This window comes from Micromonospora sp. WMMD735 (assembly GCF_049178995.1).
Lineage (GTDB): Bacteria > Actinomycetota > Actinomycetes > Mycobacteriales > Micromonosporaceae > Micromonospora > Micromonospora wenchangensis.
In genome coordinates, this window is the sequence record NZ_JBMHMJ010000002.1 from 5,653,086 (window position 1) to 5,678,789 (window position 25,704).

30 protein-coding genes and 1 riboswitch are annotated in these 25,704 nt (G+C 74.0%); of the genes, 17 read left to right on the forward strand and 13 right to left on the reverse strand.

The features are described from left to right. The first annotated feature begins 6 nt into the window (after positions 1-6). From ACN268_RS24685 to ACN268_RS24705, 5 genes are all read left to right on the forward strand, one after another. Positions 7-2,181, forward strand: coding sequence for a bifunctional glycosyltransferase/CDP-glycerol:glycerophosphate glycerophosphotransferase (locus tag ACN268_RS24685; protein ID WP_421485189.1), 2,175 nt, complete (start codon positions 7-9; stop codon positions 2,179-2,181). Positions 2,182-2,316: 135 nt separating this feature from the next. Next, a complete protein-coding gene (locus tag ACN268_RS24690) occupies positions 2,317-3,621 on the forward strand; it encodes an ABC transporter ATP-binding protein (RefSeq protein ID WP_421485190.1) in 1,305 nt (434 codons plus the stop codon). Positions 3,622-3,764: 143 nt separating this feature from the next. Next, the gene (locus tag ACN268_RS24695) at positions 3,765-4,232 is read left to right on the forward strand and encodes a DUF4442 domain-containing protein (protein ID WP_421485191.1); all 468 of its coding nucleotides are present in this window, start codon (positions 3,765-3,767) and stop codon (positions 4,230-4,232) included. A gap of 49 nt (positions 4,233-4,281) precedes the next feature. Further along, positions 4,282-5,031, forward strand: a complete 750-nt coding sequence (locus ACN268_RS24700) for a beta-phosphoglucomutase family hydrolase (protein WP_421485192.1) — start codon at positions 4,282-4,284, stop codon at positions 5,029-5,031. Beyond that, complete coding sequence (locus tag ACN268_RS24705; RefSeq protein ID WP_421485193.1) at positions 5,028-7,400, forward strand: glycoside hydrolase family 65 protein; 2,373 nt, start codon at positions 5,028-5,030, stop codon at positions 7,398-7,400. The genes ACN268_RS24700 and ACN268_RS24705 overlap by 4 nt, the downstream gene beginning before the upstream one ends. Before the next feature lie 63 nt (positions 7,401-7,463). Here ACN268_RS24705 and ACN268_RS24710 read toward each other — a convergent pair whose 3' ends face one another. The 3 genes from ACN268_RS24710 to ACN268_RS24720 all read right to left on the reverse strand — a co-directional run bounded on the left by ACN268_RS24710 (position 7,464) and on the right by ACN268_RS24720 (position 8,450). Further along, complete coding sequence (locus tag ACN268_RS24710; protein WP_421485194.1) at positions 7,464-7,643, reverse strand: hypothetical protein; 180 nt, start codon at positions 7,641-7,643, stop codon at positions 7,464-7,466. A 97-nt stretch (positions 7,644-7,740) separates the two neighbouring features. Further along, on the reverse strand, positions 7,741-8,088 hold the full coding sequence (locus tag ACN268_RS24715; protein WP_357934089.1) for a thioredoxin family protein: 348 nt from the start codon (positions 8,086-8,088) through the stop codon (positions 7,741-7,743). Further along, complete coding sequence (locus ACN268_RS24720; RefSeq protein WP_363791450.1) at positions 8,058-8,450, reverse strand: MerR family transcriptional regulator; 393 nt, start codon at positions 8,448-8,450, stop codon at positions 8,058-8,060. The genes ACN268_RS24715 and ACN268_RS24720 overlap by 31 nt, the downstream gene beginning before the upstream one ends. 126 nt (positions 8,451-8,576) lie before the next feature. On the opposite strand from ACN268_RS24720, the gene ACN268_RS24725 reads away from it, so the two are divergent. Then, the gene (locus ACN268_RS24725; RefSeq protein ID WP_421485195.1) at positions 8,577-9,233 is read left to right on the forward strand and encodes a dienelactone hydrolase family protein; all 657 of its coding nucleotides are present in this window, start codon (positions 8,577-8,579) and stop codon (positions 9,231-9,233) included. A 131-nt stretch (positions 9,234-9,364) separates the two neighbouring features. On the opposite strand, the gene ACN268_RS24730 is transcribed toward ACN268_RS24725, so the two are convergent. Next, positions 9,365-10,531 carry an AI-2E family transporter gene (locus ACN268_RS24730; RefSeq protein WP_421485196.1) on the reverse strand — a complete coding sequence of 389 codons (1,167 nt, stop codon included), beginning with the start codon at positions 10,529-10,531 and terminating at the stop codon, positions 9,365-9,367. 232 nt (positions 10,532-10,763) lie between these two features. Between ACN268_RS24730 and ACN268_RS24735 the strand changes: the two genes are divergently transcribed. The 3 genes from ACN268_RS24735 to ACN268_RS24745 all read left to right on the forward strand — a co-directional run bounded on the left by ACN268_RS24735 (position 10,764) and on the right by ACN268_RS24745 (position 12,596). Further along, positions 10,764-10,946, forward strand: a complete 183-nt coding sequence (locus ACN268_RS24735; RefSeq protein WP_204925887.1) for an antitoxin — start codon at positions 10,764-10,766, stop codon at positions 10,944-10,946. A gap of 187 nt (positions 10,947-11,133) precedes the next feature. Further along, on the forward strand, positions 11,134-12,342 hold the full coding sequence (locus ACN268_RS24740) for a cytochrome P450 (protein WP_421485197.1): 1,209 nt from the start codon (positions 11,134-11,136) through the stop codon (positions 12,340-12,342). A gap of 20 nt (positions 12,343-12,362) precedes the next feature. Then, positions 12,363-12,596, forward strand: a complete 234-nt coding sequence (locus ACN268_RS24745; protein ID WP_421485198.1) for a ferredoxin — start codon at positions 12,363-12,365, stop codon at positions 12,594-12,596. 54 nt (positions 12,597-12,650) lie between these two features. On the opposite strand, the gene ACN268_RS24750 is transcribed toward ACN268_RS24745, so the two are convergent. The 5 genes from ACN268_RS24750 to ACN268_RS24770 form a co-directional block, all read right to left on the reverse strand. Beyond that, the gene (locus tag ACN268_RS24750; RefSeq protein WP_421485199.1) at positions 12,651-13,253 is read right to left on the reverse strand and encodes a hemerythrin domain-containing protein; all 603 of its coding nucleotides are present in this window, start codon (positions 13,251-13,253) and stop codon (positions 12,651-12,653) included. 122 nt (positions 13,254-13,375) lie between these two features. Then, the gene (locus ACN268_RS24755; protein ID WP_421485200.1) at positions 13,376-13,849 is read right to left on the reverse strand and encodes a TIGR03618 family F420-dependent PPOX class oxidoreductase; all 474 of its coding nucleotides are present in this window, start codon (positions 13,847-13,849) and stop codon (positions 13,376-13,378) included. A gap of 46 nt (positions 13,850-13,895) precedes the next feature. Beyond that, complete coding sequence (locus ACN268_RS24760; RefSeq protein ID WP_421485201.1) at positions 13,896-14,246, reverse strand: DUF1232 domain-containing protein; 351 nt, start codon at positions 14,244-14,246, stop codon at positions 13,896-13,898. A gap of 129 nt (positions 14,247-14,375) precedes the next feature. Beyond that, positions 14,376-15,173, reverse strand: a complete 798-nt coding sequence (locus ACN268_RS24765; protein WP_421485202.1) for a hypothetical protein — start codon at positions 15,171-15,173, stop codon at positions 14,376-14,378. Positions 15,174-15,392: 219 nt separating this feature from the next. Then, positions 15,393-15,764, reverse strand: a complete 372-nt coding sequence (locus ACN268_RS24770; protein WP_421485203.1) for a hypothetical protein — start codon at positions 15,762-15,764, stop codon at positions 15,393-15,395. Between the two features lie 239 nt (positions 15,765-16,003). Here ACN268_RS24770 and ACN268_RS24775 point away from each other — a divergent pair, with 239 nt between their 5' ends. Next, complete coding sequence (locus ACN268_RS24775; RefSeq protein ID WP_421485204.1) at positions 16,004-16,606, forward strand: lipocalin family protein; 603 nt, start codon at positions 16,004-16,006, stop codon at positions 16,604-16,606. 61 nt (positions 16,607-16,667) lie between these two features. On the opposite strand, the gene ACN268_RS24780 is transcribed toward ACN268_RS24775, so the two are convergent. Then, a complete protein-coding gene (locus ACN268_RS24780; RefSeq protein WP_372444599.1) occupies positions 16,668-16,994 on the reverse strand; it encodes a helix-turn-helix transcriptional regulator in 327 nt (108 codons plus the stop codon). Positions 16,995-17,252: 258 nt separating this feature from the next. Between ACN268_RS24780 and ACN268_RS24785 the strand changes: the two genes are divergently transcribed. Further along, positions 17,253-17,945 (forward strand): carbonic anhydrase, encoded by a 693-nt coding sequence (locus ACN268_RS24785; protein WP_421485205.1) that lies wholly within the window; start codon positions 17,253-17,255, stop codon positions 17,943-17,945. A gap of 142 nt (positions 17,946-18,087) precedes the next feature. On the opposite strand, the gene ACN268_RS24790 is transcribed toward ACN268_RS24785, so the two are convergent. Beyond that, positions 18,088-19,113: a coiled-coil domain-containing protein gene (locus tag ACN268_RS24790; protein ID WP_421485206.1), complete on the reverse strand. Its 1,026-nt coding sequence runs from the start codon at positions 19,111-19,113 to the stop codon at positions 18,088-18,090. Between the two features lie 3 nt (positions 19,114-19,116). Then, positions 19,117-19,248, reverse strand: a riboswitch (cyclic di-AMP (ydaO/yuaA leader). 166 nt (positions 19,249-19,414) lie between these two features. Beyond that, positions 19,415-20,758 carry a YibE/F family protein gene (locus ACN268_RS24795; RefSeq protein WP_421485207.1) on the reverse strand — a complete coding sequence of 448 codons (1,344 nt, stop codon included), beginning with the start codon at positions 20,756-20,758 and terminating at the stop codon, positions 19,415-19,417. A 229-nt stretch (positions 20,759-20,987) separates the two neighbouring features. On the opposite strand from ACN268_RS24795, the gene ACN268_RS24800 reads away from it, so the two are divergent. After that, on the forward strand, positions 20,988-21,461 hold the full coding sequence (locus ACN268_RS24800) for a hypothetical protein (RefSeq protein ID WP_421485208.1): 474 nt from the start codon (positions 20,988-20,990) through the stop codon (positions 21,459-21,461). Positions 21,462-21,523: 62 nt separating this feature from the next. Next, positions 21,524-22,153 carry a DUF305 domain-containing protein gene (locus ACN268_RS24805; RefSeq protein WP_421485209.1) on the forward strand — a complete coding sequence of 210 codons (630 nt, stop codon included), beginning with the start codon at positions 21,524-21,526 and terminating at the stop codon, positions 22,151-22,153. Positions 22,154-22,211: 58 nt separating this feature from the next. On the opposite strand, the gene ACN268_RS24810 is transcribed toward ACN268_RS24805, so the two are convergent. Continuing rightward, the gene (locus tag ACN268_RS24810; protein ID WP_091244878.1) at positions 22,212-22,511 is read right to left on the reverse strand and encodes a metal-sensitive transcriptional regulator; all 300 of its coding nucleotides are present in this window, start codon (positions 22,509-22,511) and stop codon (positions 22,212-22,214) included. Between the two features lie 94 nt (positions 22,512-22,605). On the opposite strand from ACN268_RS24810, the gene ACN268_RS24815 reads away from it, so the two are divergent. From ACN268_RS24815 to ACN268_RS24830, 4 genes are all read left to right on the forward strand, one after another. After that, positions 22,606-22,812: a heavy-metal-associated domain-containing protein gene (locus ACN268_RS24815; RefSeq protein ID WP_420116861.1), complete on the forward strand. Its 207-nt coding sequence runs from the start codon at positions 22,606-22,608 to the stop codon at positions 22,810-22,812. A gap of 16 nt (positions 22,813-22,828) precedes the next feature. Continuing rightward, a complete protein-coding gene (locus ACN268_RS24820; protein WP_421485210.1) occupies positions 22,829-23,050 on the forward strand; it encodes a hypothetical protein in 222 nt (73 codons plus the stop codon). A 14-nt stretch (positions 23,051-23,064) separates the two neighbouring features. Further along, the gene (locus ACN268_RS24825) at positions 23,065-25,341 is read left to right on the forward strand and encodes a heavy metal translocating P-type ATPase (protein WP_421485211.1); all 2,277 of its coding nucleotides are present in this window, start codon (positions 23,065-23,067) and stop codon (positions 25,339-25,341) included. A gap of 146 nt (positions 25,342-25,487) precedes the next feature. Continuing rightward, positions 25,488-25,661 (forward strand): CsbD family protein, encoded by a 174-nt coding sequence (locus ACN268_RS24830; RefSeq protein ID WP_088643694.1) that lies wholly within the window; start codon positions 25,488-25,490, stop codon positions 25,659-25,661. Positions 25,662-25,704: the final 43 nt, after the last annotated feature.

Genomic DNA, 25,704 nt, shown 5'->3' on the forward strand with positions numbered 1-25,704 from the left:
GGGCGGATGACGCTGATCAGCTTCGTCGTACCGGCCTTCCGGGTGCAGGGCTACCTGCGCGAATGCCTGGACTCGCTGCTCGGCCAGCCGTACCGGGACATCGAGGTGATCGGGGTCGACGACGCCTCCCCGGACGCCTGCGGCGACATCCTCGACGAGTACGCCGCCCGCGACCCCCGGGTCCGGGCGGTACGCCTGCCGCGCAACGTCGGGCTCGGTCCGGCCCGCAACATCGGGCTGGACCGGGCCACCGGCGAGTACGTCTGGTTCCTCGACGGCGACGACCGGCTCGCCCCCGACTGCCTGCCCGAGGTCGCCGACCGGCTCACCGCCACCCGCCCCGACGTGCTGCTGGTCGACCACGTCCGGGTGCACTGGGACGAGCACGCCACCCGCAGCGCCCTGCCGGAGGTCTTCCCCGATCCGCCCGGCGCGGCGACGTTCCGGCTGGCGGAGCGGCCCGAGACGCTGCGCCTGCTGCACACCGCCTGGAACCGGCTGGTCCGCCGGGAGTTCCTGACCGGCCTCGGGCTGCGCTTCGCCCCCGGCTGGTACGAGGACGTCGCGTTCAGCTACCCGGTGCTGCTGGCCGCCGGGCGGATCGGCGTGCTCGACCGGGTCTGCGTGCACTACCGGCAGCGTCGGGCGGGCGCGATCACCCGGACCCTCGACGACCGGCACTTCGAGGTCTTCGACCAGTGGCACCGGGTGTTCGCCTTCCTCGACGGGCGACCCGACCTGGCGGGCCTGCGCCCGGTGGTGTTCGAGCGGATGATCTGGCACTACCTGACCGTGCTCGGCAACGGCGACCGGATCGCCCCGGCGCTGCGGCAGGCGTTCTTCCGGCGGATCACCGCCGACCACAGGCGCTTCCGCCCGCCCGGCGGCTACCCGGTGCCGGACGGCGGGGACGGGCTCAAGCACCGGCTGGTCGCCGCCGGCCGGTGGCACACCTTCAGCGCGTTGCGCGCCGTCAGCCAGGCCCGGGAGACCGCCCGGGTGACCGGGCGGCGGGCCCGGCCGGTGGCCCGGCGGACCGCCCGGCTGGCCCGCGACGCGCTGCTGCACGAGTACTACCGGGCCGAGCTGCGCCGGCCGATCGACCCGACGCTGGCCGTCTACGCCGCCTACTGGTACCGGGGGTACGCCTGCAACCCGGCGGCGGTGCACGCCGCCGCCCGCCGGCTCGCCCCGCAGGTACGGGGGGTGTGGATCGTCCGCCGGGACCGGGTCGACACCCTCCCGCCCGGCACCGAGTACGTCGTCGCCGGCACCCGCGACGCCCAGCGGGCGCTGGCGCGGGCCCGCTGGCTGGTCAACAACGTCAACTTCCCGGACTTCGTGCGCAAGCGCCCCGGCCAGGTGCACGTGCAGACCCACCACGGCACCCCGGTCAAGGTGATGGGCCTGGACCAGCAGCGGTACCCGCTCGGCGCGGTCGGGATGGACTTCGCCGGGTTGCTGCGCCGGGTGGACCGCTGGGACTACAGCATCACCTCCAACGCGTTCTCCACCCAGATGTGGGACCGCGCCTATCCGGCGGACTACGTCCGGCTGGAGGTGGGCTATCCGCGCAACGACCGGCTGGTCACCGCCACCGCCGAGGAGGTGCGTGCGGTCCGGGCCGGGCTCGGGATCGCCCCGGACGAGCGGGTGGTGCTGTACGCGCCTACCCACCGGGAGCACCTGCCCGGCTACCGGCCGCCGTTCGACCCGTACCGGCTGCTGGACGTGCTGGGGCCGGCCGGCCGGTTGCTGGTGCGCAGCCACTACTTCCACGACCGGGAGGGCCGGGTCCGGCGGCGGGCCGAGGGGCGGGTGGTCGACGTCAGCGACGTCGGCACCGTCGAGGACCTCTACCTGGCCGCCGACGTGCTGGTCACCGACTACTCGTCGGCGATGTTCGACTACGCCGTGCTGGACCGGCCGATCGTGATCTACGCGCCGGACCACGACGCCTACCGGTTGGCCCGGGGGGTCTACTTCGACGTGACCGCCGAGCCGCCGGGCGCGGTCGCGCTGACCTTCGACGAACTCCGGGAGGTCTTCCGCTCCGACGCGGTGACCGGTGCGTCGGCCGAGCGGGCCCGACGGGCGTTCCGGGAGCGGTTCTGCGGCTGGGACGACGGGCACGCGGCGGAACGGGTGGTCCGGCGGGTGTTTCTCGGCGAATCAGGGTGAGGATCCGGGCGGATCGCCGTACTGGCCCGTAATAGGGCTGTCATCAGCCGAACATGGCACGTTTACCCGATGTGCTAACCCGATGATGCTCGTCACAGTCAACCCCGGGGTTCGGCCAAGCTGGGGGAGGAGACGGTGACCACCGTCGCGCTGAAGGACGTCACAAAGGTATTCCCGGACGGGACAATTGCCGTCGACAACGTCAGTCTAGACGTCGTCGACGGGGAGTTCATGGTGCTGCTGGGCCCGTCCGGTTGCGGGAAGTCGACCGTGCTGCGGATGATCGCGGGCCTGGCCGAGCCGACCACCGGCGCGGTGATGCTCGACGGTGAGGTCGCCAACGACCTGCCGCCGCGCGACCGGAAGATCGCCATGGTCTTCCAGGACTTCGCGCTCTACCCGCACATGTCCGTCGGTGACAACATCGGCTTCCCGCTCAAGCTGTCCGGGGTCGAGCCGGTGCCCCGGGGCGAGCGGGTGCAGGATGTGGCCAGCGCGCTCGGCATCGGCGACGTGCTCGGCCGCAAGCCGAGCCAGCTCTCCGGCGGCCAGCGGCAGCGGGTCGCGATGGGTCGGGCGATCGTCCGCCGGCCGGGGCTGTTCCTGATGGACGAGCCGCTGTCCAACCTGGACAGCGGGCTGCGGGCCGAGCTGCGCGCCGAGATCTCCGCGCTGACCCGTGAGCTGGGCGTCACCACCATCTACGTCACCCACGACCAGGCCGAGGCGCTGACCATGGCCGACCGGGTGGCCATCATGCGCAAGGGCGTGCTCCAGGACGTCGGCACCCCCACCCAGGTGTACGGCCGCCCGGCGACCCTCTACGTGGCGGCGTTCCTCGGCAGCCCCCGGATGAACCTGCTGGAGGCGTCGGTCTACGTCCACCTCGACCGGTACGTCACGCTGACCCTCGGCGAGCAGGCGCTCTACCTGCCGTGGGACGACATCCGCAGCCGGGCCGTGGCGCACTACCACGGCGAGCGGATCGTGGTCGGGATGCGGGCCGAGGCGCTCACCCCGGTCGCCCCGGACACCCCCGGTGACGTGCTCCAGGGCCGGGTGCGTTACCTGGAGCACCACGGGCACGAGTCGCTGGCCTTCCTCGACATCGGCGCCACCGCCATCATGGTCGACGAGATGAGCGCCCCCGCCGAGGACGCGGTCCCGGGTCAGCGCGGGCTGCGCCGGTTCGGCCAGGTCATGTCCCGGCTCACCGGGCGGGCCACCGACCCGGAGGAGGTCGACCGGACGCCCGGCGGCAACCGCACCAGCGTGCTGAACGACCCCGGCCGGCACCACCGCCGCCCGGCGGAACTGGCGGTCCGGCTGGCCCCGTACCCGGCGATCTCGGCGGGGCACCCGATGGCGGTCGCGGTCCGGATGGACGCCCTGCACTTCTTCGACGAACGCGGCGACCGGATCGACGTCGGCTGGCGCTGACCCGTCGAGCCCTGGCCCGGTGCGGATACCGCAATGTCGCTGCAATTGCGGTGTCCGCAGGTTCTGATGCCGCAATTCCAGTGACATTGCGGGAATTGTGCGAGGGCTTGGCGGGGTGTTTACCCGCGGGTAACGTCGGGGGTATGACCGTTGACTCCCGGGAGGTGGCGGCCGGGGTCCTGCGGGCCGTCCCGTTCGCCCGCACGCTCGGCTTCGAGATCGTCGAGGTCGCGCCGGAGGCCGAGGGCGGAGTCCGGGCGGTCGTCCGGCTGCCCGACACGCCGGCCACCCACAACCACGTCGGTGGCCCGCACGCCGGGGCCATGTTCACCCTCGGCGAGACCGCCTCCGGCGCCGTGGTGATGGCGGCGTTCGGGCAGGTGCTCGACCGGGCCGTGCCGCTCGCCGTGCGGGCCGACATCGCGTACCGGCGGGTGGCGATGGGCGAGGTGCTGGCCACCGCGCGGCTCGGCCGTCCCCCGGCCGAGGTGCTCGCCGAGCTGGACGCCGGGCAGCGCCCCGAGTTCCCGGTCGCGGTCGAGATCGGCACCCCCGACGGGACCGTCACCGCCACCATGACCGTCCTGTGGACGCTGCGCCCCGACCGCTGACCCGCGTGGCGGGGGTTTGCCCGGGTGGGGCGGTGGATAGATTCGTAGCGTGCTGGGCCTACCTGCTCATGTGACCGCCTGCCTCTTCGACCTCGACGGCGTGCTGACCGCGACCGCCAAGGTGCACAACGCCGCCTGGAAACAGACCTTCGACGACTTGCTGCGCCGGCACGCCGAGGCCGGCGGCGAACCGTTCCGGCCGTTCGATCCCGGCCCGGACTACCACCGCTACGTCGACGGGAAACCGCGCGCCGACGGGGTGCGTTCCTTCCTCGCCTCCCGGGGCGTCACCCTGCCCGAGGGGAGCCCCGACGACCCGCCCGACGCGGAGACCGTCAACGGGGTCGGCAACCGCAAGAACGTCGTCCTGCTGGACCGGATCCACCACGACGGCGTGCAGGCGTACCCCGGGTCGGTGGCCTACCTGAAGGCGGCCGAGCAGGCCGGGCTGCGCCGCGCGGTCGTCTCGGCCAGCGCCAACTGCCGCGACGTGGTCGCCGCCGCCGGCCTGGAACCCCTGCTGGAGGTACGCGTCGACGGGCTGGTCGCCCGCGCCGAGGGGTTGCGCGGCAAACCACACCCGGACACCTTCCTCGCCGCCGCCGAGCTGCTCGGGGTGGACCCCGCCGACGCGGCCGTGTTCGAGGACGCTCTGGCCGGGGTGGCCGCCGGCCGGGCCGGCGGCTTCGGGCACGTGATCGGGGTGGACCGGGCCGGCCAGGCCGACGAGCTGCGCGCCCACGGCGCCGACGTGGTCGTCACCGACCTGGCCGAGCTGCTGCGCGGGCCAGCCGCATGATCCGGGAGCGCGCCTACCCGGTCGAGCCGTGGCACATCCGGGAGACCCGCCTCGACATGGACGTGCTGGCCCAGTCCGAGTCGGTCTTCGCACTCTCCAACGGTCACATCGGGCTGCGCGGCAACCTCGACGAGGGTGAGCCGCACGGCCTGCCCGGCACCTACCTCAACTCGTTCTACGAGCTGCGTCCGCTGCCGTACGCGGAGGCCGGGTTCGGGTTCCCCGAGTCGGGGCAGACCATCGTCAACGTCACCAACGGCAAGCTGATCCGGCTGCTCGTCGACGACGAACCCCTCGACCTGCGCTACGGCGAGCTGCTCAGCCACGAACGGGTCCTCGACCTGCGGGCCGGCACCCTCTACCGGGAGATGCACTGGCGCTCGCCCGCCGGCCGGGAGGTGAAGGTCCGCAGCACCCGGCTGGTCTCCTTCACCCAACGGTCGGTCGCCGCGATCCACTACGAGGTGGAGGCGGTCAGCGGCCCGCTGCGGCTGATCCTCCAGTCCGAGCTGGTCGCCAACGAGAACCTGCCGGCGCAGAGCCGCGACCCCCGGGTCGCCGCCGTGCTGGAGTCGCCGTTGCAGGCCGAGGAGGAGCTGACCACCGACGACGGCGGGCTGCTCATCCACCGCACCAAGGTCAGCGGGTTGCGGGTGGCCGCCGGGATGGGCCACGACGTGGACGCCCCGGGCCGGACCACCCTCGAGTCCGAGGGCTACGAGGACTGGGTCCGGACCACCATCGGCTGCGTGCTCCAGCCGGGCGAGACGGTGCGGGTGGTCAAGTACCTCGCGTACGGCTGGTCCAGCCGGCGCTCACTGCCCGCGCTGCGCGACCAGGTCGGCGCGGCGCTGGCCGCCGCCCGGCTGACCGGCTGGGACGGGCTGCACCGGGAGCAGCGCGAATACCTCGACGGGTTCTGGGACGCCGCCGACGTCCGGGTCGAGGGGGACCCGGAGGTGCAGCAGGCCGTCCGGTTCGGACTGTTCCACGTGCTCCAGGCCGGGGCGCGGGCCGAGCGCCGGCCGATCTCCGCCAAGGGGCTGACCGGTCCCGGCTACGACGGGCACGCGTTCTGGGACACCGAGATGTTCGTGCTGCCGGTGTTGACGTACACCCAGCCGGGCGCGGTACGCGACGCCCTGTACTGGCGGCACGCCACGCTGGAGCAGGCCCGGGAGCGGGCCCGGACGTTGAACCTGGCCGGCGCGGCGTTCCCGTGGCGCACCATCGAGGGGCCGGAGTCCTCGGCGTACTGGCCGGCCGGCACCGCCGCCTTCCACATCGCCGCCGACATCGCCGACGCGCTGCGCCGCTACGTCCTGGTCACCGGCGACGAGCAGCTCGAACGGGACATCGGCCTGGAACTGCTGGTGGAGACGGCGCGGCTGTGGCGTTCCCTGGGCCACCACGACCGGTACGGCCGGTTCCACATCGACGGGGTGACCGGCCCCGACGAGTACACCGCCGTCAAGGACGACAACATCTACACCAACCTGATGGCGCAGCGGAACCTGCTCACCGCCGCCGACTGCGCGATGCGCCTGCGCGACGAGGCCCTCGACCTGGGGGTGTCCGAGGAGGAGGCGGCCGAGTGGCGGGACGCCGCCACCGCCATGCACATCCCGTACGACGAGGACCTCGACGTGCACGAGCAGGTGGAGGGGTTCACCCGGCTCCAGGAGTGGGACTTCGCGCACACCCCGACCGAGAAGTACCCGCTGCTGCTGCACTATCCGTACTTCGACCTGTACCGCAAGCAGGTGGTCAAGCAGGCCGACCTGGTGCTGGCCATGCACTGGCGGGGGGACGCCTTCACCGACGCGCAGAAGCTGCGCAACTTCCTCTACTACGAGCGGCGTACCGTGCGGGACTCGTCCCTGTCGGCCTGCACCCAGGCGGTGCTCGCGGCCGAGGTGGGCCACGCCGAGCTGGCGCACAGCTACCTGCGGGAAGCCGCGCTGATGGACCTGCACGACCTCAACGAGAACACCCGCGACGGCGTGCACATGGCGTCGCTGGCGGGGGCCTGGATCGCGTTGGTGGCCGGGTTCGGCGGGCTGCGCGACCACGACGGCGAGCTGTCGTTCGCCCCCCGGCTGTCCAGCCGGTTGAGCCGGTTGGAGTTCTCGTTGCAGTGGCGGTCGATGCGGCTGCGGGTGGACGTCCGGCCGCACCAGACGACGTACTCGCTGCGTAACGGCGGCCCGGACACGGTGGTTGAGCTGCGGCACCACGGCGAGACCGTGCGGGTCACCTCCGCCGCGCCGGTGACCGTGCCGGTGCCGCAGCGCCACGGGAGCGGCCCGGCACCGGAGCAGCCGCCCGGCCGGGCCCCGCTGCTGCGCCTGCCCGAGTCCCCCGGCTGACCCCGCCGGTGGGTCGCCGTCGCGGGCGCGACGGCGACCCACCACCCGTGACTGATCAGCGGGTCAGAACTGGGGGCCGTTGGAGGGCCGGCCACCGGCGTCGCGCGGGGCGACCGCCCGAGGGTCCTCGGGGGTACGCGCCTGCGCCGCCTCGTCCGCCCAGTCGGGCTCGTGCCCGACGTCCGGTTCGGGGCGGTCCTGCTCGATGGTCCGGGTCTGCTGACGTGCCTTCCGCTTGGCCATGGCGAACCTCGTGATCCGTGCGCGGCGCGGCTGCGCCGGTGTCCCGCGCGTGTTCCCGCCGGAAACCCCCGCAAACCGCCGCCGGGCGCGGGTGGCGTCAGGTGTCGAGGTGGCGGGCGAAGGCGAGGCGCAGGTGGTTCTTCGGGCGGGCGCCGACGATCGAGCCGGCCACCTGCCCGCCGACGAACACCAGCATGGTGGGCAGCGACATCACCCCGTACGCCCGGGTGGTGTCCGGGTTCGCGTCGGTGTCCAGGGCGACCACCCGCAGCCGGTCGCCGAACTCCCCGGCCAACTCGGCGAGGTGCCGGGAGGTGCCGACGCAGGGCGGGCACCAGTCGGCCCAGAAGTCGACCACCACCGGCCGGTCGGCGGCCAGCACCGTGTCGGCGAAGGTGGCGTCGGTGACGGCGGTCAACCGGTGCGCTGCCGTGTCCTGAGGCATGTTTCCTCCCGTTGTGCGATGGCCTGGGCGAGCTGGTCGTGCAGCCGGCGGCGGACCGTGCCGAGCCGGTCGAGGTAGGCGTCCACCTCGGCCAGCTTGCGGCGAAGCACCGCCACCGAGTCGGGGCAGACGTCCCCGGAGGCGTGGCCGGCCCGCAGGCAGGCCACGAAGGGCCGGATGTCGTCGAGGCCGAAGCCGACCGCCAGCAGCGCCCGGATCTCGTGCACCACCCGCAGTTCGGCCTCGTCGTACACCCGGTAGCCGTTGGCCGAGCGGCGCGGCCGGACCAACCCGTGCGTCTCGTAGTACCGCAGCGTGCGGGTGCTCGTCCCGGCCCGCTGCGCCAGTTCGCCGATCAGCATCCCGACCTCCCCGGCGGCGTCTCCCGGCGTCACGCTAGACCTTGTCGCCGGTGTCAAGGCAACGGGTGAGAGCGGCCCCCGGGCGGGTAACCGCCACCGGCCGGCGAGCGGGAAGGGGCAACCACCATGGGGATACGCGCCGAGGCGACGGTGTCGCTGGGGGAGGTCAGGCTGCCGGCGGACGTCGACGGGCCGGACGACGCGACGGGGGTGGTGCTCTTCGCCCACGGCAGCGGCAGTTCCCGGCACAGCCCGCGCAACGTGGCGGTGGCCCGGGGGCTGCAGCGTCGCCGGCTGGTGACCGTGCTGGTGGATCTGCTCACCGCCGAGGAGGACGAGGTCGACGCCCGGACCGCACAGTGGCGCTTCGACATCGACCTGCTGGCCGACCGGCTCACCGGCACCCTCGACTGGCTCGCCGCCGAACCCACGCTGGGCCGGCTGCCGGTCGGCCTGTTCGGGGCGAGCACCGGGGCCGCCGCCGCCCTGGTGGCCGCCGCTGCCCGCCCGCAGCGGGTCGCCGCCGTGGTGTCCCGGGGCGGCCGGCCGGATCTGGCCGGCCCCGCCCTGTCCGGGGTACGCGCTCCGACGCTGCTGTTGGTGGGCGGCCTCGACGATCAGGTGATCACGGTGAACGAGCAGGCCGCCGAGGTGCTCGCCGCCCCGCACGAACTGCGCGTGGTGCCCGGTGCCGGTCACCTGTTCGAGGAGCCGGGCACGCTCGACCAGGTGGCCGACGCCGCCGCCGGATGGTTCACCCACCACCTCCCCGTCCCCGCCTGACCGGGCCGGGCCGGCGGGGCCGGGAGGCTAGGGGGGCGATGTTGCGGTGTCCGAGGGCTCGGATGCCGCAACATCGCCTCCCCAGCGACGACCGGGAGCATGCGTCCGGGGCGCTGGGCGGGCCGGCGGCCTCAGGCTGGGGCGGCGGGGGGTTTCTCGCCGCGGTGGTGGGGGCGGTCGGCCGGCGGGGTCGGGGCGACCTGCTCCCGGTGCCGCTGGACGGTGTCGACCACCCGGTAGGCGACCGCCGCGATCGGTACCGAGACGAAGGCCCCGGCGATGCCGGCGATCAGCGTGCCGGCCGTGACCACCACCAGGATCACCGCCGGGTGCAACTGCACCTGCCGTTTCATGATCAACGGTTCCAGCAGGTTGCCCTCGACCTGCTGGACGGCGATCACCGCGGCCAGTACCAGCAGCGCCGTGGTCGGCCCGTTCGCGGCCAACGCCACCAGGACGGCCACCGCGCCGGCCACCGTCGCCCCAATGATCGGCACGAAACCGCCGAGGAAGGTGATCAGGGCCAGGGGCAGCGCCAACGGCACCCCGAGCAGCACCAGCGCCAGCCCGATCCCGATCGCGTCGATGGCCGCGATGACCATCGTGCCCCGGCTGTACGAGCCGAGGGTGCGCCAGCCGACCCGGCCCGCCTCGGCGGCCACCGTACGGTTCGGCCCGGTCATCCGGCGCAGCACCCAGTGCCACATCGACCGGCCGTCCTTGAGCAGGAAGAACAGCAGCACCAGGGCGAGCAGGGTGGAGCCGAGCGCCTCGGCCGCCGTACGGGCCCCGCCGACCGGGTCGGGGGCGCTGCCGCCCAGCCCGTCGCGGACCTGCCCGATCAGCTTGTCGAGTTGGGCGTCACTGACCGGCAGGGTCCCGGTGACGAAGTCGCGGGAACGTTGCAGCCCCTCGTCGAGCTGCTGGCTCAGCTCGCCGAACTGGGCGGCCGTCAGGTTCCACACCAGCACCCCCACCCCGACCAGCACCCCGAGCAGCAGCAGGACGCTCAGCAGCGCGGCGAGCGCGGCCGGAACCCGCAGCCGGCGCAGGGCCAGCAGCACCGGGTCGAGCAGCGCGGTGAGGAAGAGGGTGACCGCCACCGCGATCGCCAGCGGCGCGAGCAGCACCGCCACCCGGCCCAGCAGGTAGCAGCCGAACACCACGACCACCAGGCAGGCGCTCCACACCACCGCCGTGCGGACCAGCCAGGGCAGCGCCGCCCAGGCATGCCGTGGGCTGGGGCGGGCACCCGCAGCCGTCACCTCGGGCGTCCGCCCGGCACCGTCGTCGACCACGTCGGTTCCTCCTCGGTCTCGGCGGGGTCGATACCCGACCGGGTCGGCCGCGACACCCGGTGGCTCAACGCCGCGCCGGCGGCCCGGTTCCGTTCAGGACGGTCGTTTCCGGACGGTGCCGCCGGCAGGACGACACCCCGGTCCGCCCACCGCGGCCGCGCCACGGTGCGCTGCGGGGTTTGCGCCCGGGTGGTGGGGGAACGCAGCAGACAGCGAACGAGGAGGGGACATCATGAGTGACTTCCTGAACAAGGCCAAGGACTTCGCGGACAAGCACGACAAGCAGGTCGACCAGGGCCTGGACAAGGCCGGCGACTACGCCGACAAGCGGACCGGCGGCAGGTACGACGAGCAGATCGACAAGGGTGTCGACGCGGCCCAGGCGCACACCGGTGAGGGCGACCAGGGCCGCTGACCGGTTTCCCGCTGCCGGGCCACCCCGAACGGGGTGGCCCGGCAGTGTCGTGTCAAGGGCTGATCACCTCTGGTAACCATCGAGGACTCTCGCTACTATCCGCATTCGGGGCATGACTCACCGTGGAGTCGTGTGGAGTGGGTCGGCGCGCGAGCCCGCGGGCCGTCGACGAGAGGGAGCATCCCCGGTGACCGAGACAACGCACGCCACACAGGCCCGGCCGTATCCGTTCAGCGATCCGCACCGGCTCGACGTCGACCCCCGCTACGCCGGGCTGCGCCGCGACGAACCGCTGGTCCGGGTGCGACTCCCGTTCGGGGAGCCGGCCTGGCTGGCCACCCGGCACGCGGACGTGCGGACCGTGCTGGGTGATCCGCGGTTCAGCCGGGCCGCCGCCGTCGGACGGGACGAGCCGCGCAGCGTCCCCTACCAGCGGGAGTCCGGCATCCTCGGGATGGACCCGCCCGAGCACAGCCGGCTGCGGCGGCTGGCGGCCAAGGCGTTCACCGCCCGGCGGGTCGAGGAACTGCGCCCACGCACCCGGGAACTGGCCGACGAACTCGTCGCCGGCATGATCGCCGCCGGGTCACCGGCCGACCTGGTCGCCCACCTCGCCACCCCGCTGCCGATCCGGGTGATCTGCGACCTGCTCGGGGTGCCGGTCGCCGACCAGGACCGGTTCCACACCTGGTCCGAGGCGATCGTGTCGACCACCTCGCTGCGGCCGGAGGTGGCCGAGAGCTACCTCGACCAACTGCTGTCGTACATGGCGGGGCTGATCGCGAAGCGGCGGGTGACCCCCACCGACGACCTGATCGGGGCGATGGTCCGGGCCCGCGACGAGAACGCCGACCGGCTCACCGAGGACGAGATGGTACGTCTGGCGGCGGGCCTGCTGGCCGCCGGCCACGAGACCACCGTGACCCAGATCCCCAACCTGGTCTACGTCCTGCTCACCGAGCCCGACGTCTGGCAGCGGCTGCTCGACGAGCCGTCCCTGGTGCCCTCCGCCGTGGAGGAACTGCTGCGGTTCATCCCGCTCGGCGCGACCTCCGCGTTCGCCCGGTACGCCCTGACGGACGTCGAACTCGGTGGGGTGCTGGTCCGCGCCGGGGAACCGGTGCTGGTCTCCATCCCCTCGGCCAACCGGGACGAGACCGTCTTCCCCGACGCCGACCGGCTCGTCCTCGACCGGGAGACGAACCCGCACCTCGCCTTCGGTCACGGCCCGCACCACTGCATCGGGGCCCAACTGGCCCGGATGGAACTCCAGGTGGTCCTGGAGACGCTGTTGACCCGTACCCCGGGCCTGCGGCTGGCGGTGCCCCCGGCGGCACTGACCTGGAAGAGCGGCCTGCTCGTCCGGGGTCTGACGGCGTTGCCCGTGAACTGGTAGCGAAAGGAACGGTGGAGCAGATGGGGGACAGCGGCTGGCGGGTGCACGTGGACCCGACCCGGTGCATCGGGGCGGGGATCTGCGCGAGTTACGCCCCGGCCCACTTCGTCCTCGTGGACGGGGGGTTGTCCCGGCCGGTGGCCGAACGGATCGACCCGGCGGAGGCGGTGCTGGACGCCGCCGAGTCCTGCCCGATGGAGGCGATCGTGGTGTCCGACGCGGCGGACGGCAGCCGGGTGGCCCCGGAGCCGTGACCGGACGCGGTGGTCACCTCGGGCGGGGTGCCCGCAGGTGACCACCGGCGACGGTCAGTCCTGCCCGTCGTGCAGCTCGGCCCGGTTGGTCGGTCGCCCGCTCAGCGTGTCCCTGATTCGGTCGATCAGCCCGGTACCGGGGTTGAGCAGCCGGTTCGCCGGTGGGTGGTCCGGTGCGCCGGGATGCGGGCGGGTCGGCAGGTGCCCCTTCGCCGTCACCACCCGGTCGGCCAGCTCCACCAGCTCCTCGTGGGCGACCGCGGCCCGCAGTCGGGGGAACAGCTCCGACTCCTCCTCTCGTACGTGGTGCCTGATGGTCTTCGCCAGGTGGCTGATCAGCGGCTCGAAGCGGGCGTCGGACGGGTCCAACGGCTCCAGTTCCTTCAGCGTCCGCTCGGCGGCGGCGTGTTCGGCGATCTCGTGTTCGGCGAGCTGGTCGCCGTCGGGCAGGGCCCGGCGGGCGGTCGGGTAGACGTACATCTCCTCGGCGACCGCGTGCCGGACCAGTTCGGCGATCAGCACGTCGGCCAGCCGGCGGCGGTGCTCGGCGGTGCCCTGCGGGTTCTCCAGCTCCACGAAGATCGCCTCGATCTCGTGGTGGTCGGCGGTCAGGACGTCCACCACGTCCTGAGCCGTGGTGGCCTGTGGGTCGCTCATCTCGGTGCCCCTTACCGGTTGCGGACGGATCGGCTCCTGGCGGGGCCTGTACCCACCGCCGGCCCTCCGAACCCATCACCGTCGATGAGCCACCACCTGTCGGCCCCGCCCGCTGGCGACGGTCAGCGACCCGTCCGCCGCGCCGGTCGGTCCGTCGCGCCGGGTCGGTCCTGTTCGGACGTCAGCGGCGGGAGGGAGCCGAGCAGCCGGGTCACGCCGATCTCGATGACCACCCGCTCCGGGTTCGGGCGCGGCGGGCGGTAGCGCTCGGCGTACCGGCGTTCGGCCTCGGCCACCGCTGCGGCGTCGGTCCGCAGCACCGCCCGGCCCTCGACGGTCAGCCACCAGCGGCCGTCGAGGTGGCACGCCGCCACGGGGACCCCCGCCGCACCGGCGGCGGCGACGTACCGGGCCTTCGCCGAACCGGCGGACGTGATCACCCGGGCCAGCCCGGCCGCCGGATCGTAGGTCAGCCCGACCGGTACGACGTGCGGCGTGCCGTCGGGCCGCAGGGTGGTCAGCGTGGCCAGGTGCCGCTCACGGCAGAACGTGAGGACCCGCTCGTCGTACGGGTCCAACCGATGCCTGCCGGCCATGTCCGTCCCCCGTCCCAGGGCCGGCGTGGCCCCGGCTCGGCCCCGATCATGACACGATCTGGCGGGACTGGCCCGGGCCGGGCGGGACACCCGTGCGGCCGGGTTGACCGGGCAGGCTGCGGCCGGCGGCCCGGCGGCGGTGGGCCAGCCGGGTCAGGTAGATCAACGCCCCGGCCAGCACGCCCATGTCGTCCAGGTAGATCGGGTCGGGCAGCAGGTCGACCGGGCAGATCGTGTAGATCAGCGCACCGTAGAACGCCACCTTGCCGCTCACCCCGAGGGCGCCGAGCAGCCGTCGGGTGCGCACCACCCGCACCGCCAGCAGGACCGCGCCGACCAGTGTCGCCAGCGCCAGGATCGCGCCGACGACGACGAGCGCCCACATCTCCCGGGACATGCCCGCAACGCTAGTCCAGCGCCGCCCACCGCGCCGCTGTCCGGTAGGCGACGCGCCGCCGTCACCGGCTGTGCGCGTCCGGCGTCGGCGGCGTCGCCGTCGTGAAGCGGGCCAGGTCGTGGAGGTGGGTCAGTAGGCGGGGACGGCGGCCCGGCCGCGCGCCACGACCGGGTTCTCCCGGGTGGTGTCCGCCGCCGAGCGGGGGGCCTCCGGCATCGGCAGCACCGACTCGGCCCGCTCCGGGCGGCGCTCCCGCGCGGCGAACGCCTCGTCGCGCAGGCTGCGGGCCGCCGCGCCGGCCAGGTCGGCGGCCCGCCAGGCCGCCTGCTCCCGGGCGACCGCTGCCCGGTGCCGGGCCGCCAGGTGGTCCCGGGTCGCGCGGCGCAGCACGAGTTCCTGCTCCACCGGGTGCCGGCGCGGGTCCCAGCCGGCCCGGTGGGCGAGGGCGTCGGCGAGCTGCGCGTCCGACAGCTCACCGCGCCGGTGCGCCGCCTCGGCGGCCCGGTGCAGCCAGCGTTCCCGGTCGGCGTACTCGGCGGGGGTCTGACCGGTGTGCGGCAGGGGCATGACCGCGGCGGCGGCGAGCCGGCGCAGGTGCGCCTCGGCCGCCTCCAGGGCGGTCCAGGCCGACTCGACCTCGTCCTGGGTGGCGAGCCACTCGGCCCGCAACCGGCTCGCCGTGGTGCCGGCCCGGTCGGCCGCCACGGCGACCTCCTCGGCGTACCGGGTGTGCTCCCGGTCCTGCTCGGCCCGTTCCGGGTCGTCGGGCAGGGCGGCGTCGCGGAACCGGCCGGCCACCGCCAGCCGGAGCCGGCCGGGCCGGACCACCAGGGCCGCGACGGCGACGGCGGCGAGGGCGAGCAGGATCAGCCAGATCGCGGCGGCGGCGGGGACATCGGGCAGGACGGCGGAGAAGACGGTCTGCATCACCAACACCTCACGGTGGACAACGATGTGGACGGACGGGGGCCCGGCAGCGGGCGGGGGAGCTGTGCGGCGCGTCCTGCGACGGGCGGACCGGTTCGGTCGACCGGATCTGCCGGACCGGACCTGTCCGGATCGCGGTCGGGCCGGCCGGGCATCCCGGGGCTGCGGTCGGCAGGGGCCCGGTCGTGGCCGGGACGGGCGGCGCAGGTGCCGCGCGGCTCAGCTCCGGGGCGGGCCGCGTCGGCCGGTGGCGTCCCGGACCGGGTCCGGCGTCGCCCCGGCGGCCGGCGCGACGGGCCGGGTGGCGGCCTCGGCGGCGGGCGTCGGCGGCTGGGGGCGCAGCGACCCGTCGTCGGGCCGTTCGTCACCGGGCCGGGCGTCGGCCCGGTCGTCGGTCGGTCGGGCGTCGGCGGGCAGCGTCGCCACCCGCGAGGTCACCACGGACGGTCGGGCGGCGACGGCGGCCGGGCCGCCGGTGACGGCGAGGAACCCGCCGAGGCCGGCGGCGAGCACCAGCGCGGTGACCGCCAGCCGGGTCAGGTCGCGCAGCCTCGACACCCAGACCGGCGGGGTGGGGGCTACGCGGATCACCCGTCCAACCTATCCCCGACCGGCCGTCCGCGCAGCGGCGGTGACCCGACCGGAGGAGTGAGTCGGGCCACGGTGTGCCGTGTGGACGGACTGTGCCCACCAGGGATACGGCCGTTGGCCTGCGTCCGGATGCATTGACAGGAATGAGAATGCCTACAGTTTCCGGCCGGTGGGTCCGGGCAATTCCGCCGACGGCGTGACGCTCCGTCGCGCCGGACCGACAGACCGGAGGAGACACCATGGGAGTACGCCGTCAGGCCGTCGCGGCTGTCGCGGTCGCCGCCGCGGCGGTGCTGGCCACCGCCGCACCCGCGCAGGCCGCGCCGACCGCCGTCGACACCGGACCGCTCACCCCGGTGGCCGACGTCGACGTCGAGCGCTACGCGGGTGACTGGTACCAGATCGCCGCCATCCCGGCGATCTTCGAGATCCAGTGCTACAAGAACGTGACGGCGCGGTACGACGTCCAGCCCGACGGCACCATCGGGGTCCGCAACGCCTGCCGCACCATCGTGGGCACCACCAGCGCGGTCACCGGGCGGGCCCGCAGTGAGAACCCGCCGGCCGACTCGGCGTTGACCGTGTCCTTCCTCAAGCTCGGCGGTAGGTGGATCTACCTGGGTGGGCCGAACTACGTGGTGATCGGGCTCGATTCCGGCTACCGGTGGGCGGTCGTCGGCGACCCGGACCGCAGCACCGGCTTCGTCCTCTCCCGGGAGCCGGCGCTGACCGGGGCGCAGACGGCGGCGGCGAAGGCGGTGCTCACCGCCAACGGCTACGACCTGTGCGACTTCCGCACCACCCGGCAGGACGGTGGCGGCGGAGCGGGCAGCTTCTGCTGACCCTCCACCCGCGACGGCCCGTCCCCGCCGGGGCGGGCCGTCGGCGTCCGGGCCCGGCGGCTCAGGACCCGGCGTCGGCCGGGTCGGGGCTGAACAGGGCGAGCAGGGCGCCGACCTGGCGGTCGGCCTCGGCGGGGTGCCGGAAGTGGCCGCTCGGGTTGAGCGTGTACTCGTTGCGCCGGCCGACCCGGGTACGCCGCAGGTAGCCGCCGGCCTCCAGGTCGGCGACGATCGCCTGGGCGGCCCGTTCGGTCACCCCGACCTCGTCGGCGACGTCGCGGAGGCGGGCGGTGGGGTTCCGGGCGATGGCGAGCAGCACATGGCCGTGGTTGGTGAGGAACGTCCAGTTCCGGGTGCTCCCCGTGCCGCCTGTCGCCATGCCGGTCATGGTATGGCCCGTACCTGGGAGACCCGTCGTCGGCCGCCCCGACGGGCCGCGCCCGGTCGGCCGGGTCGGGCCTGCGGGGTCGCCCGCCGGTCCGGTGCGCGCCCCGGCTCCGACACGCCGTCGACACCGCGCCGACCGACGCCTGAAACGTGTATCACGAAATCTTGACGTACCTTTAGCTGCGTGTGACCGTGGGGACACGGCCGTCGTCGCCGCCGGCCGGCGTGACCAGGTGCGATTCCGGACCGAGGTGAGGCAATGGCCCCGATCACTCCGACCCAGGCGTTGGCCGAGTTGCAGGCCGGCAACCGGCGGTTCGTCGCCGGTGTGCCCCGTCATCCCAACCAGGACGCCGGGCACCGCGCCGCCGTCGCCGACGGTCAGCATCCCTTCGCCGTCATCGTCGGCTGCTCCGACTCCCGGCTCGCCGCCGAGATCATCTTCGACCGGGGTCTCGGCGACCTCTTCGTGGTCCGGACCGCCGGGCACACCGCCGGGCCCGAGGTGCTCGGCAGCGTCGAGTACGCGGTCACGGTGCTCGGCACCCCGCTGGTGGTGGTCCTCGGGCACGACTCGTGCGGTGCGGTGCAGGCGGCCCGGGACACGGCCCGCACCGGCACCCAGCCCCCGGGGCACCTCTACTCGGTGGTCGCCGCCGTCGGGCCGAGCCTGCGTCGCGCGGCCCAGCAGGGGGTGCACGACATCGACGGGATCGTCGACATCCACATCGCGCAGACCGTCGAGGTGCTGCTCGGCAACTCGCCGGTGATCGCCGCCGAGGTGGCCGCCGGTCGGTGCGCGGTGGTCGGCATGTCCTACCGCCTCGCCGCCGGCGAGGTCCACCAGGTCGCCCCGGCCCCCGAGCCCGCCGCCGTGCTGTCCGAGCCCGCCGCCGCGGTGCCCGCACCGGCCGTGCCGGCCGGTGCCGCGTCGGCACCCGTCGCCTCCTGACCCGCACCGGTCACGACGAAGGCCGCCCGGCTCAGCCGGGCGGCCTTCGTCGTGCGTGGCCCGAACAACTCATCGGGGCCGGTGGCGCGGCGTCCAGGAACCCGGACACCGCACCATCGCCGCCGTGGTGTCGAAACGGTCGCTACAGCAGTGACACGTGGACGTGGTCGGTGTGGTCGGACGGTCCCGAGTACGAACTCCAGCCGTTGGCCGGGAACCAGATCTGCCGGTTCCAGATCACGTAGTAGATGCCCAGCCGGTCCGAGTTGCGGATCAGGAACGCGGCGAGGTTGTTGCCGTACATCCGGGTGTCGTTGTTGTGCCACGGGCTGAACCCGCTCTTCTGCAACGACCAGTCGCACGCCCTGCCCTTGGGGTGCTCCCACGGCCCACCGGGGCGGTAGCAGCCGACGAACCGGTTGAACCCGGCCCGCTTGACCTCCTTGTACATGTGCAGCGTGCGCGGGGTGATGCAGCCGGACGTGGTCGGGTCGTTCTCGCTGCACGACTCGCCACGCCAATCGCCGTCGGCGGTCTGGCCGGGGGCGACGCGGGCCACCGGGGACGTCGCGTCGACCAGGCCGCCGGTGAAGCCCCGGCCGCCGACCAGGGCCAGCGCCTTGTCGGCCTCGGTCTTCTTCTTGGCCATCAGGTTGGTCTGCTTCTGCTGCTCCCGGACCTCGGCGTCGACGGCGAGCTTGGCCTGCTCGGCCCGGGTCTTGACCTTGTTGACCTCGGCCAGCTTGCCGGCGTTGACCATGTTCAGCTCGTCCAGGGCGGCGGCCCGGCGGACGAAGGCGTCCGGCGCGTCGCTCTCCAGCAGCGCGGCGACCGCGCCGACCCGACCGGTCCGGTACGACTGGGCGGCGATCTCGGTGACCTGCGGGGCCAGCGCCGCCAGCTCCTGCTCCGCCTTCTCCACCTCGATGGCGTATTCGAGCTGGCGCTTCTTGGACTTCTCCAGCCGGGTCTTCGCCGCCGAATACTCCCGGTTGGTGGCCTCGATGACGTCGGTGAGGAGCTTCGGCTCGTCGTCCTCCTCGTGCCCCGAGGGGGTGGGCGCGTTGGGCGCGGCCGTCGCGGGGGCGGCGGCCGGTCCGGCGACGATCGCCAGGGCGGCGAGTACGGCCACTGCCGGCGTCAACCAGCGGCGTAGGGGTGCCGTCACAGTTTTCCCTTCCGTCGACCGCCGACCGGGTTAGCTGACGGGTTCGGGACGGAAGTGGCCCCTACCGCTGGCGCGGATTCACCCCAGGTGCTCGGTTCCCCGGCTCGCCGTACGGCGATTGGGCGGTGGCACCGCTGGCGCCGGTGGGCGCCTTCGGCGGTGACCGGCAGCGAGGTTACCCGAGAGTCGTACCGGGGATCTACGCCCGCAACCCGACCAAATGAGTATTTTCCCGATAGCGAGGGGTAATCAGTGACGCGACCGACAGCCGCGACCTCGCCTCCGGTCACGCAGCGCAGTGTCACCATGCGGTGTCCGTGCTCCTTTCCGGGTCCGGCCACCGTGCGGGGGCCGGGGTGGACGGTGCACCGTGCCGGGGCGCGCTCAACGCCTCCAACGCCTCGGCACGGTCGGGGGTGGGACGTGGGGTGGGTGGCGGCCCGGCCGTACCGGCGTCGGCCGGTCCCCGCCCGGCGGTCACGACCAGCGCGGCCAACCCGGTGGTCAGCGGCACCGCCGCCACCAGGCCGAGGGTCGCCACCGCGCTGCGGACGATCTCCTGGGCCAGGAACTCGCTGGTGAGGATCTGGCTCACCGGGCGGCTGTCGGCGGTGAGCAGGAGCAGCAACGGCAGCGACGCGCCCGCGTACGCCAGCACGATCGTGTTGACCGTGGACGCGATGTGCGCCCGGCCGACCCGGGTCGCCGCCCGGTAGAGCTGCAACCGCGACAGCCCCGGGTTGGCGTGCGCCAGCTCGGTGACGGTGGCTGCCTGGGTGACCGTGACGTCGTCCAGGACACCGAGCGAACCGATGATGATCCCGGCCAGCAGCAGGCCGTGCAGGTCCACGTCACGCTGGTACATCGACAGCGTGGTGGCCTCCTCGCTGCCGTACCCGGTCAGGTGGGTGGCGGCGGTGGCCAGCGTGCCCAGCACGCCGGTCAGCACCAGGCTGCCCAACGTGCCCAGCACCGCCACCGAGGTCTGCGCGGTGATCCCGTGGGTCAGGTACAGCACCACGAACATGATCAACGCGGCGCCGGTGACCGCGATCGGCAGCGGCGCGCCCCCGGCGGAGATGCCCGGCACCACGAAGGTCAACAGGATGGCGAAGCTGGCCCCGAGACCGGCCAGGGCGGCCAGCCCGCGTAGCCGGCCGAATGCCACGATCGCCGCCGCGAACAGGGCGACCAGCCAGAGCAGCGGCATGCCCCGCTGGTGCTCGGCGATGTGGTAGCTGCTCGCCGACGGATCGCTCGGGTCGGCCAGCGCGACGAGCACCACCTCGTCGCCGACCGCCACCGTCGGCGCTCCCGGCCCCGACGGCACCGGCGTCTGCACCTCACGGCCCGCGTCCGGCCCCTGCTCGACGGCGACGGTCACCGTCCCGCACGGCCCGTCGGCCACCCCGGAGGGGCCGTCGGGGGTCTGCGGCGCGGGCGGGCACGGCTCGGTCACCACCCGGGTCACCGTGCCGTGGTGGCGGGGCACCTGCTCGCCCTGGTCGATCTTCGGGGTCGCGCCGGGCCAGAGCACCAGCGTGGCGATCACCGTGACCACGATGAGCGGCACCACCGTCATGACGAGGAGCCGCCGCACCCGCGGCGGGGTGGACGGAGCGGGACGGGTGTGGTCGGCGCCCATGCGTGCGAGTTCTCCCAACGATCCGGGACGGGATACGTGTCAGCCGGCCATCCGGTTCACCACGGGCGGCGGGTCGTCGTCGGACGATGGTAGCCACCACCCCGGCCCGCCCGCCCGGTTCGCCCTGCCCACGGTAGGTCGAGGGGTGGCGGCGACGCGGGTCGGGCCCGACGCGCGCCGACCCACCCGTACCGGCCCGCCGGGCGGCCCGGACGGCTAGCGTGGAGCCGTGCGGCGGGCGGGTACGGCGACGACGACCGGGCGGTGGCTGCGGCTGCTCCTGCTCGTCGGCACGCTGCTGGGGCTCGCCGCGATGCACACCCTCGGCCACGACACGCACCTCGCCGGGGGTCACCCCGCCAGCCAGGACACCGCGACGGGTGGCCCGCACCGGTCCACCGCCGGGCACGACGCCCCGGTCGACCGGTCGTCCCTCCGCGAGCCGGTGCCGGCCGTCGGGGGATGTGCCGACGGGTGCGTGGCGGCGTTGCCCGGCGGTTCGCCCGACGGCCCCTCGACGGCGTGGGGCGTCTGCCTGGCGGTGCTCGGCGCGCTCACCGTGACGGTGCTGGTGCTGCTCTTCGGCGTGCGGTCCAGGCCGGCCGGGGTGTCCCGTCCGCCGTCGCGGCCCCGGGAGCCGCGCGCCCCGCCACCCCGCCCGCTCGGGCTCCGCCTCGCCACGGTGTCGGTACTGCGCAGATAGGACGCCCCGACGTGGCTCCGCCGCGTCCCGCGTCCGTCTCCGTCGTACCGAAAGGTCTGCCCGTGTCCACTCGTCGTCGCGCGTGCCGTGCCACCCTGGCCGGCGTCGCGCTCAGCACCGTCGTCGCCCTGTCCGCCTGCGGCGGCGACCATTCCACCGACGGCGGCCACGGCCGCCCGGCCGCAGGTGCCGCCCCGGCCGCCTCCGCCCCCGCCGGGGTCGACCCGGCCGACGTGATGTTCGCCCAGATGATGATCCCGCACCACCAGCAGGCGGTACGGATGTCGGAGCTGGCCGGGAGCCGGGCCGCCGATCCGGAGGTCACCCGGTTGGCCGAACGGATCCGGGCGGCCCAGGCCCCGGAGATCGCCACCCTGACCGGCTGGCTCACCGCCTGGGGGCGACCCGTCCCGGCCGGCAGTCCGGCCGGCGGTCACCTGCCCGGGATGGATCACGGCATGCCGGGGATGATGTCCGACACCGACCTGGCCCGGCTGGAGGGGGCGACCGGTCGGGACTTCGACCGTCTCTTCCTCGGTCTGATGATCGCGCACCACGAGGGGGCGGTCACCATGGCCCGGCAGGAGCTGGCGGACGGTCGGCACACCGGGGCGCGGGCCATGGCGCAGCAGATCGTCGCCAGCCAGCAGGACGAGATCGACACCATGCGGAAGATCCTCGCCCGGCGCTGACCCGGGTACGGGCGGACCGGTCCCGACCGGTCCGCCCGTGTGCGTCCCCCTCGGCGGGTCAGCCGCGTTTCATCAGGCGGCCGACGGCGGCCATCATCTCGGCGGCCATCTCGTCGGCGCGGCCCTCGGCGGCCCCCTCGTGCATGCAGTGCCGGGCGTGGCCGTCGAGCAGCCCGAGGGCGACCTTGTCCAGGGCCGCCTGGACGGCGGAGATCTGGGTGAGCACGTCGATGCAGTACCGGTCGTCGTCGACCATCTTCTCGATGCCCCGGACCTGCCCCTCCACGCGGCGCAGCCGCGCGAGCAGCTGGTCCTTGCTGGCGGTGTAGCCCCGGACCGGGGTGCTCGGTGTGGTCATGACGACCACGATAGCGTACCCCCGGGGGGTGTGCTACGGTCGCAGTGCAAAGTACCCCTGGGGGGTATGTTGGACGAATGGAGGGGAGAGCCGCATGATCACGAACTACCAGGTGACGGGCATGACCTGCGGGCACTGCGTCAGCGCGGTGAGTGCCGAGGTGGGTGCCCTCGACGGCGTCACCGACGTCCAGGTCGACCTGGCCTCCGGCCGGGTCGCCGTCACCAGCGACCGCCCGCTGGACACCGCGTCCGTGCGGGCCGCCGTCGACGAGGCCGGCTACGACCTCGTCGAGGCGTGACGGTCCGGGGCGACCGATGAACACACCGACCAGGCTCGGCGGTTTCGCCCTGGCCCTCGCGGTGGTGTTCGGCGCGGCGTACGGGGTCGGCCAGCTGACCGGCCCCGTCGCCCCGCCCGCCGGGACCCGCCACGGCCCCACGCACACCCCGGACCCCGCTCCCAGCACCACCGTGCCCGAGCCCACCACCGACCCGACGCCGACCGTCACCGGCGGGGCCGGTCACACCCACGGTTGACCGGAGGCGCCGCGATGACCCCGAACACGCAGAACCTGCCCACCGCCCCCCACCTGATCGAGCTGGCCATCGGCGGGATGACCTGCGCCTCCTGCGCCGCCCGGATCGAGAAGAAGCTCAACCGGCTCGACGGCGTCGAGGCGAGCGTCAACTACGCCACCGAGAAGGCCACCGTGCGGTACGCCGACGGGGTCACCCCGGACGACCTGATCGCCACCGTCGAGAAGACCGGCTACACCGCCGTCGTCCCCCCGCCGCCCGCCCCCGCCGGGACCCGACCGGCCGGTGCGCCGGTCGACGAGTTGGACGCCCTGCGGACCCGGCTGCGGGTGTCGGCCGTGCTCACCCTGCCGGTGATCGTGCTGGCGATGGTGCCGGCCTGGCAGTTCACCAACTGGCAGTGGCTGTCGCTGACCCTGGCCGCCCCGGTGGTCGCGTACGGCGGGCTGCCGTTCCACCGGGCCGCCTGGACCAACCTGCGGCACGGCGCGGCGACCATGGACACCCTGGTGTCGCTCGGCACCCTGGCCGCGTTCGGCTGGTCGCTCTGGGCGCTCTTCCTCGGTGACGCCGGGATGCCCGGGATGACCCACCCGTTCCGGCTGGACATCGTCCGCACCGGCGGGGCCGGCAACATCTACCTGGAGACCGCCGCCGGGGTGACCGTGTTCCTGCTCGCCGGCCGCTACTTCGAGGCCCGGTCCAAGCGCACCGCCGGGGCGGCCCTGCGCGCCCTGCTCGAACTCGGCGCGCGCGACGTCGCCGTGCTGCGGGGCGGCACGGAGACCCGGGTTCCGGTCGACCAGCTCGTCGTGGGCGACCGGTTCGTGGTCCGGCCCGGCGAGAAGATCGCCACCGACGGGCGGGTCGAGGAGGGCACCTCGGCGGTCGACGCCAGCATGCTCACCGGTGAGTCCGTGCCGGTCGAGGTGGGGCCCGGCGACACGGTGGCCGGTGCCACCGTCAACGCGGGCGGCCGGCTGGTCGTCACCGCCACCCGGGTCGGCGCGGACACCCAGCTCGCCCAGATGGCCCGGCTGGTGGAGGCGGCGCAGACCGGCAAGGCCGCCGTGCAGCGGCTGGCCGACCGGATCTCCGGGATCTTCGTGCCGGTCGTCATCGCACTGGCCGTCGGCACCCTGGGCTGGTGGCTGGGCGCCGGAGCCGGCCCCACCGCCGCCTTCACCGCCGCGGTGGCCGTGCTGATCATCGCCTGCCCGTGCGCGCTCGGCCTGGCCACCCCGACCGCGCTGCTGGTCGGCACCGGGCGGGGCGCCCAGCTCGGCATCCTGATCAAGGGGCCGGAGGTGCTGGAGTCCACCCGGCAGGTCGACACGGTGGTGCTGGACAAGACCGGCACGGTCACCACCGGCCGGATGACCCTGGTCGACGTCCGCCCCGCCGAGGGGCAGGACCGCGGCGAACTGCTCCGGCTCGCCGGGGCGGTGGAGGCCGGCTCGGAGCACCCGATCGCCCGCGCCGTGGCCGCCGGTGCCGCCGGGGCCGGGGAACTGCCCCCGGTCAGCGGGTTCGCCGCCACCGAGGGGCTCGGCGTCACCGGCACCGTCGACGGCCACGACCTCGTCGTCGGGCGGCCGGGGCTGCTGCGCCAGCGGGGCCTGGACGTACCGGAGGAGGTGGTCCGGGCGGTGGCCGAGGCGGAGGCCGCCGGGCGTACGGCGGTGGTGGCGGGCTGGTCCGGGCGGGCGCGGGGGGTCCTCGCGGTCGCCGACGTGGTCCGACCCACCAGCCGGGAGGCGGTCGCCGGGCTGCGGGCCCTGGGCCTGACCCCGGTGCTGCTCACCGGGGACAACGCCACGGTCGCGCAGGCGGTGGCCGCCGAGGTCGGCATCGACCGGGTCACCGCCGAGGTGCTGCCAACCGACAAGGTCGACGTGGTGCGCCGGCTCCAGGAGCAGGGCCACACGGTCGCGATGGTCGGTGACGGGATCAACGACGCCGCCGCCCTGGCCCAGGCCGACCTGGGACTGGCCATGGGCACCGGCACCGACGTGGCGATCGAGGCGTCCGACCTGACCCTGGTCCGGGGCGACCTGAGGGCCGCGGTGGACGCGATCCGGCTCTCCCGGCGCACCCTCGCGGTGATCAAGGGGAACCTGTTCTGGGCGTTCGCCTACAACGTGGCCGCCCTCCCGTTGGCCGCCGCCGGGCTGCTCAACCCGATGATCGCGGGGGCGGCGATGGCATTCTCGTCGGTCTTCGTGGTGGGCAACAGCCTCCGCCTGCGCCGCTTCTCCACCGCCACCCCCCACTCCGGACAGCCGAGTTGATCAAGAGGTTCGCGTCACCGGCCGGCTTGCTGGTGACGCAAACCTCTTGGTCATCGGGCTGGGGCCGGTGGCGGGGGTGTTTTGGGGATGGGGGGTGGGGGTAGTTGATGGTCGTTGGAACGACATGCTCACATCGGGAGGCTCTCATGGGGTTCGACGACAAGATCGGCAACACGACCGAGAACACCGCCGGCAAGATCAAGGAAGGCGTTGGCCGGGCGACCGACAACGAGCGCCTTGAGGCCGAGGGCCGCAACGACCAGGCCAAGTCCAGCCTCAAGCAGGCAGCCGAGAAGGTCAAGGACGCCTTCAAGAGCTGAACCGCACCACCGTCACGCCGGACCGACCCCGTCGGGCCGGCGT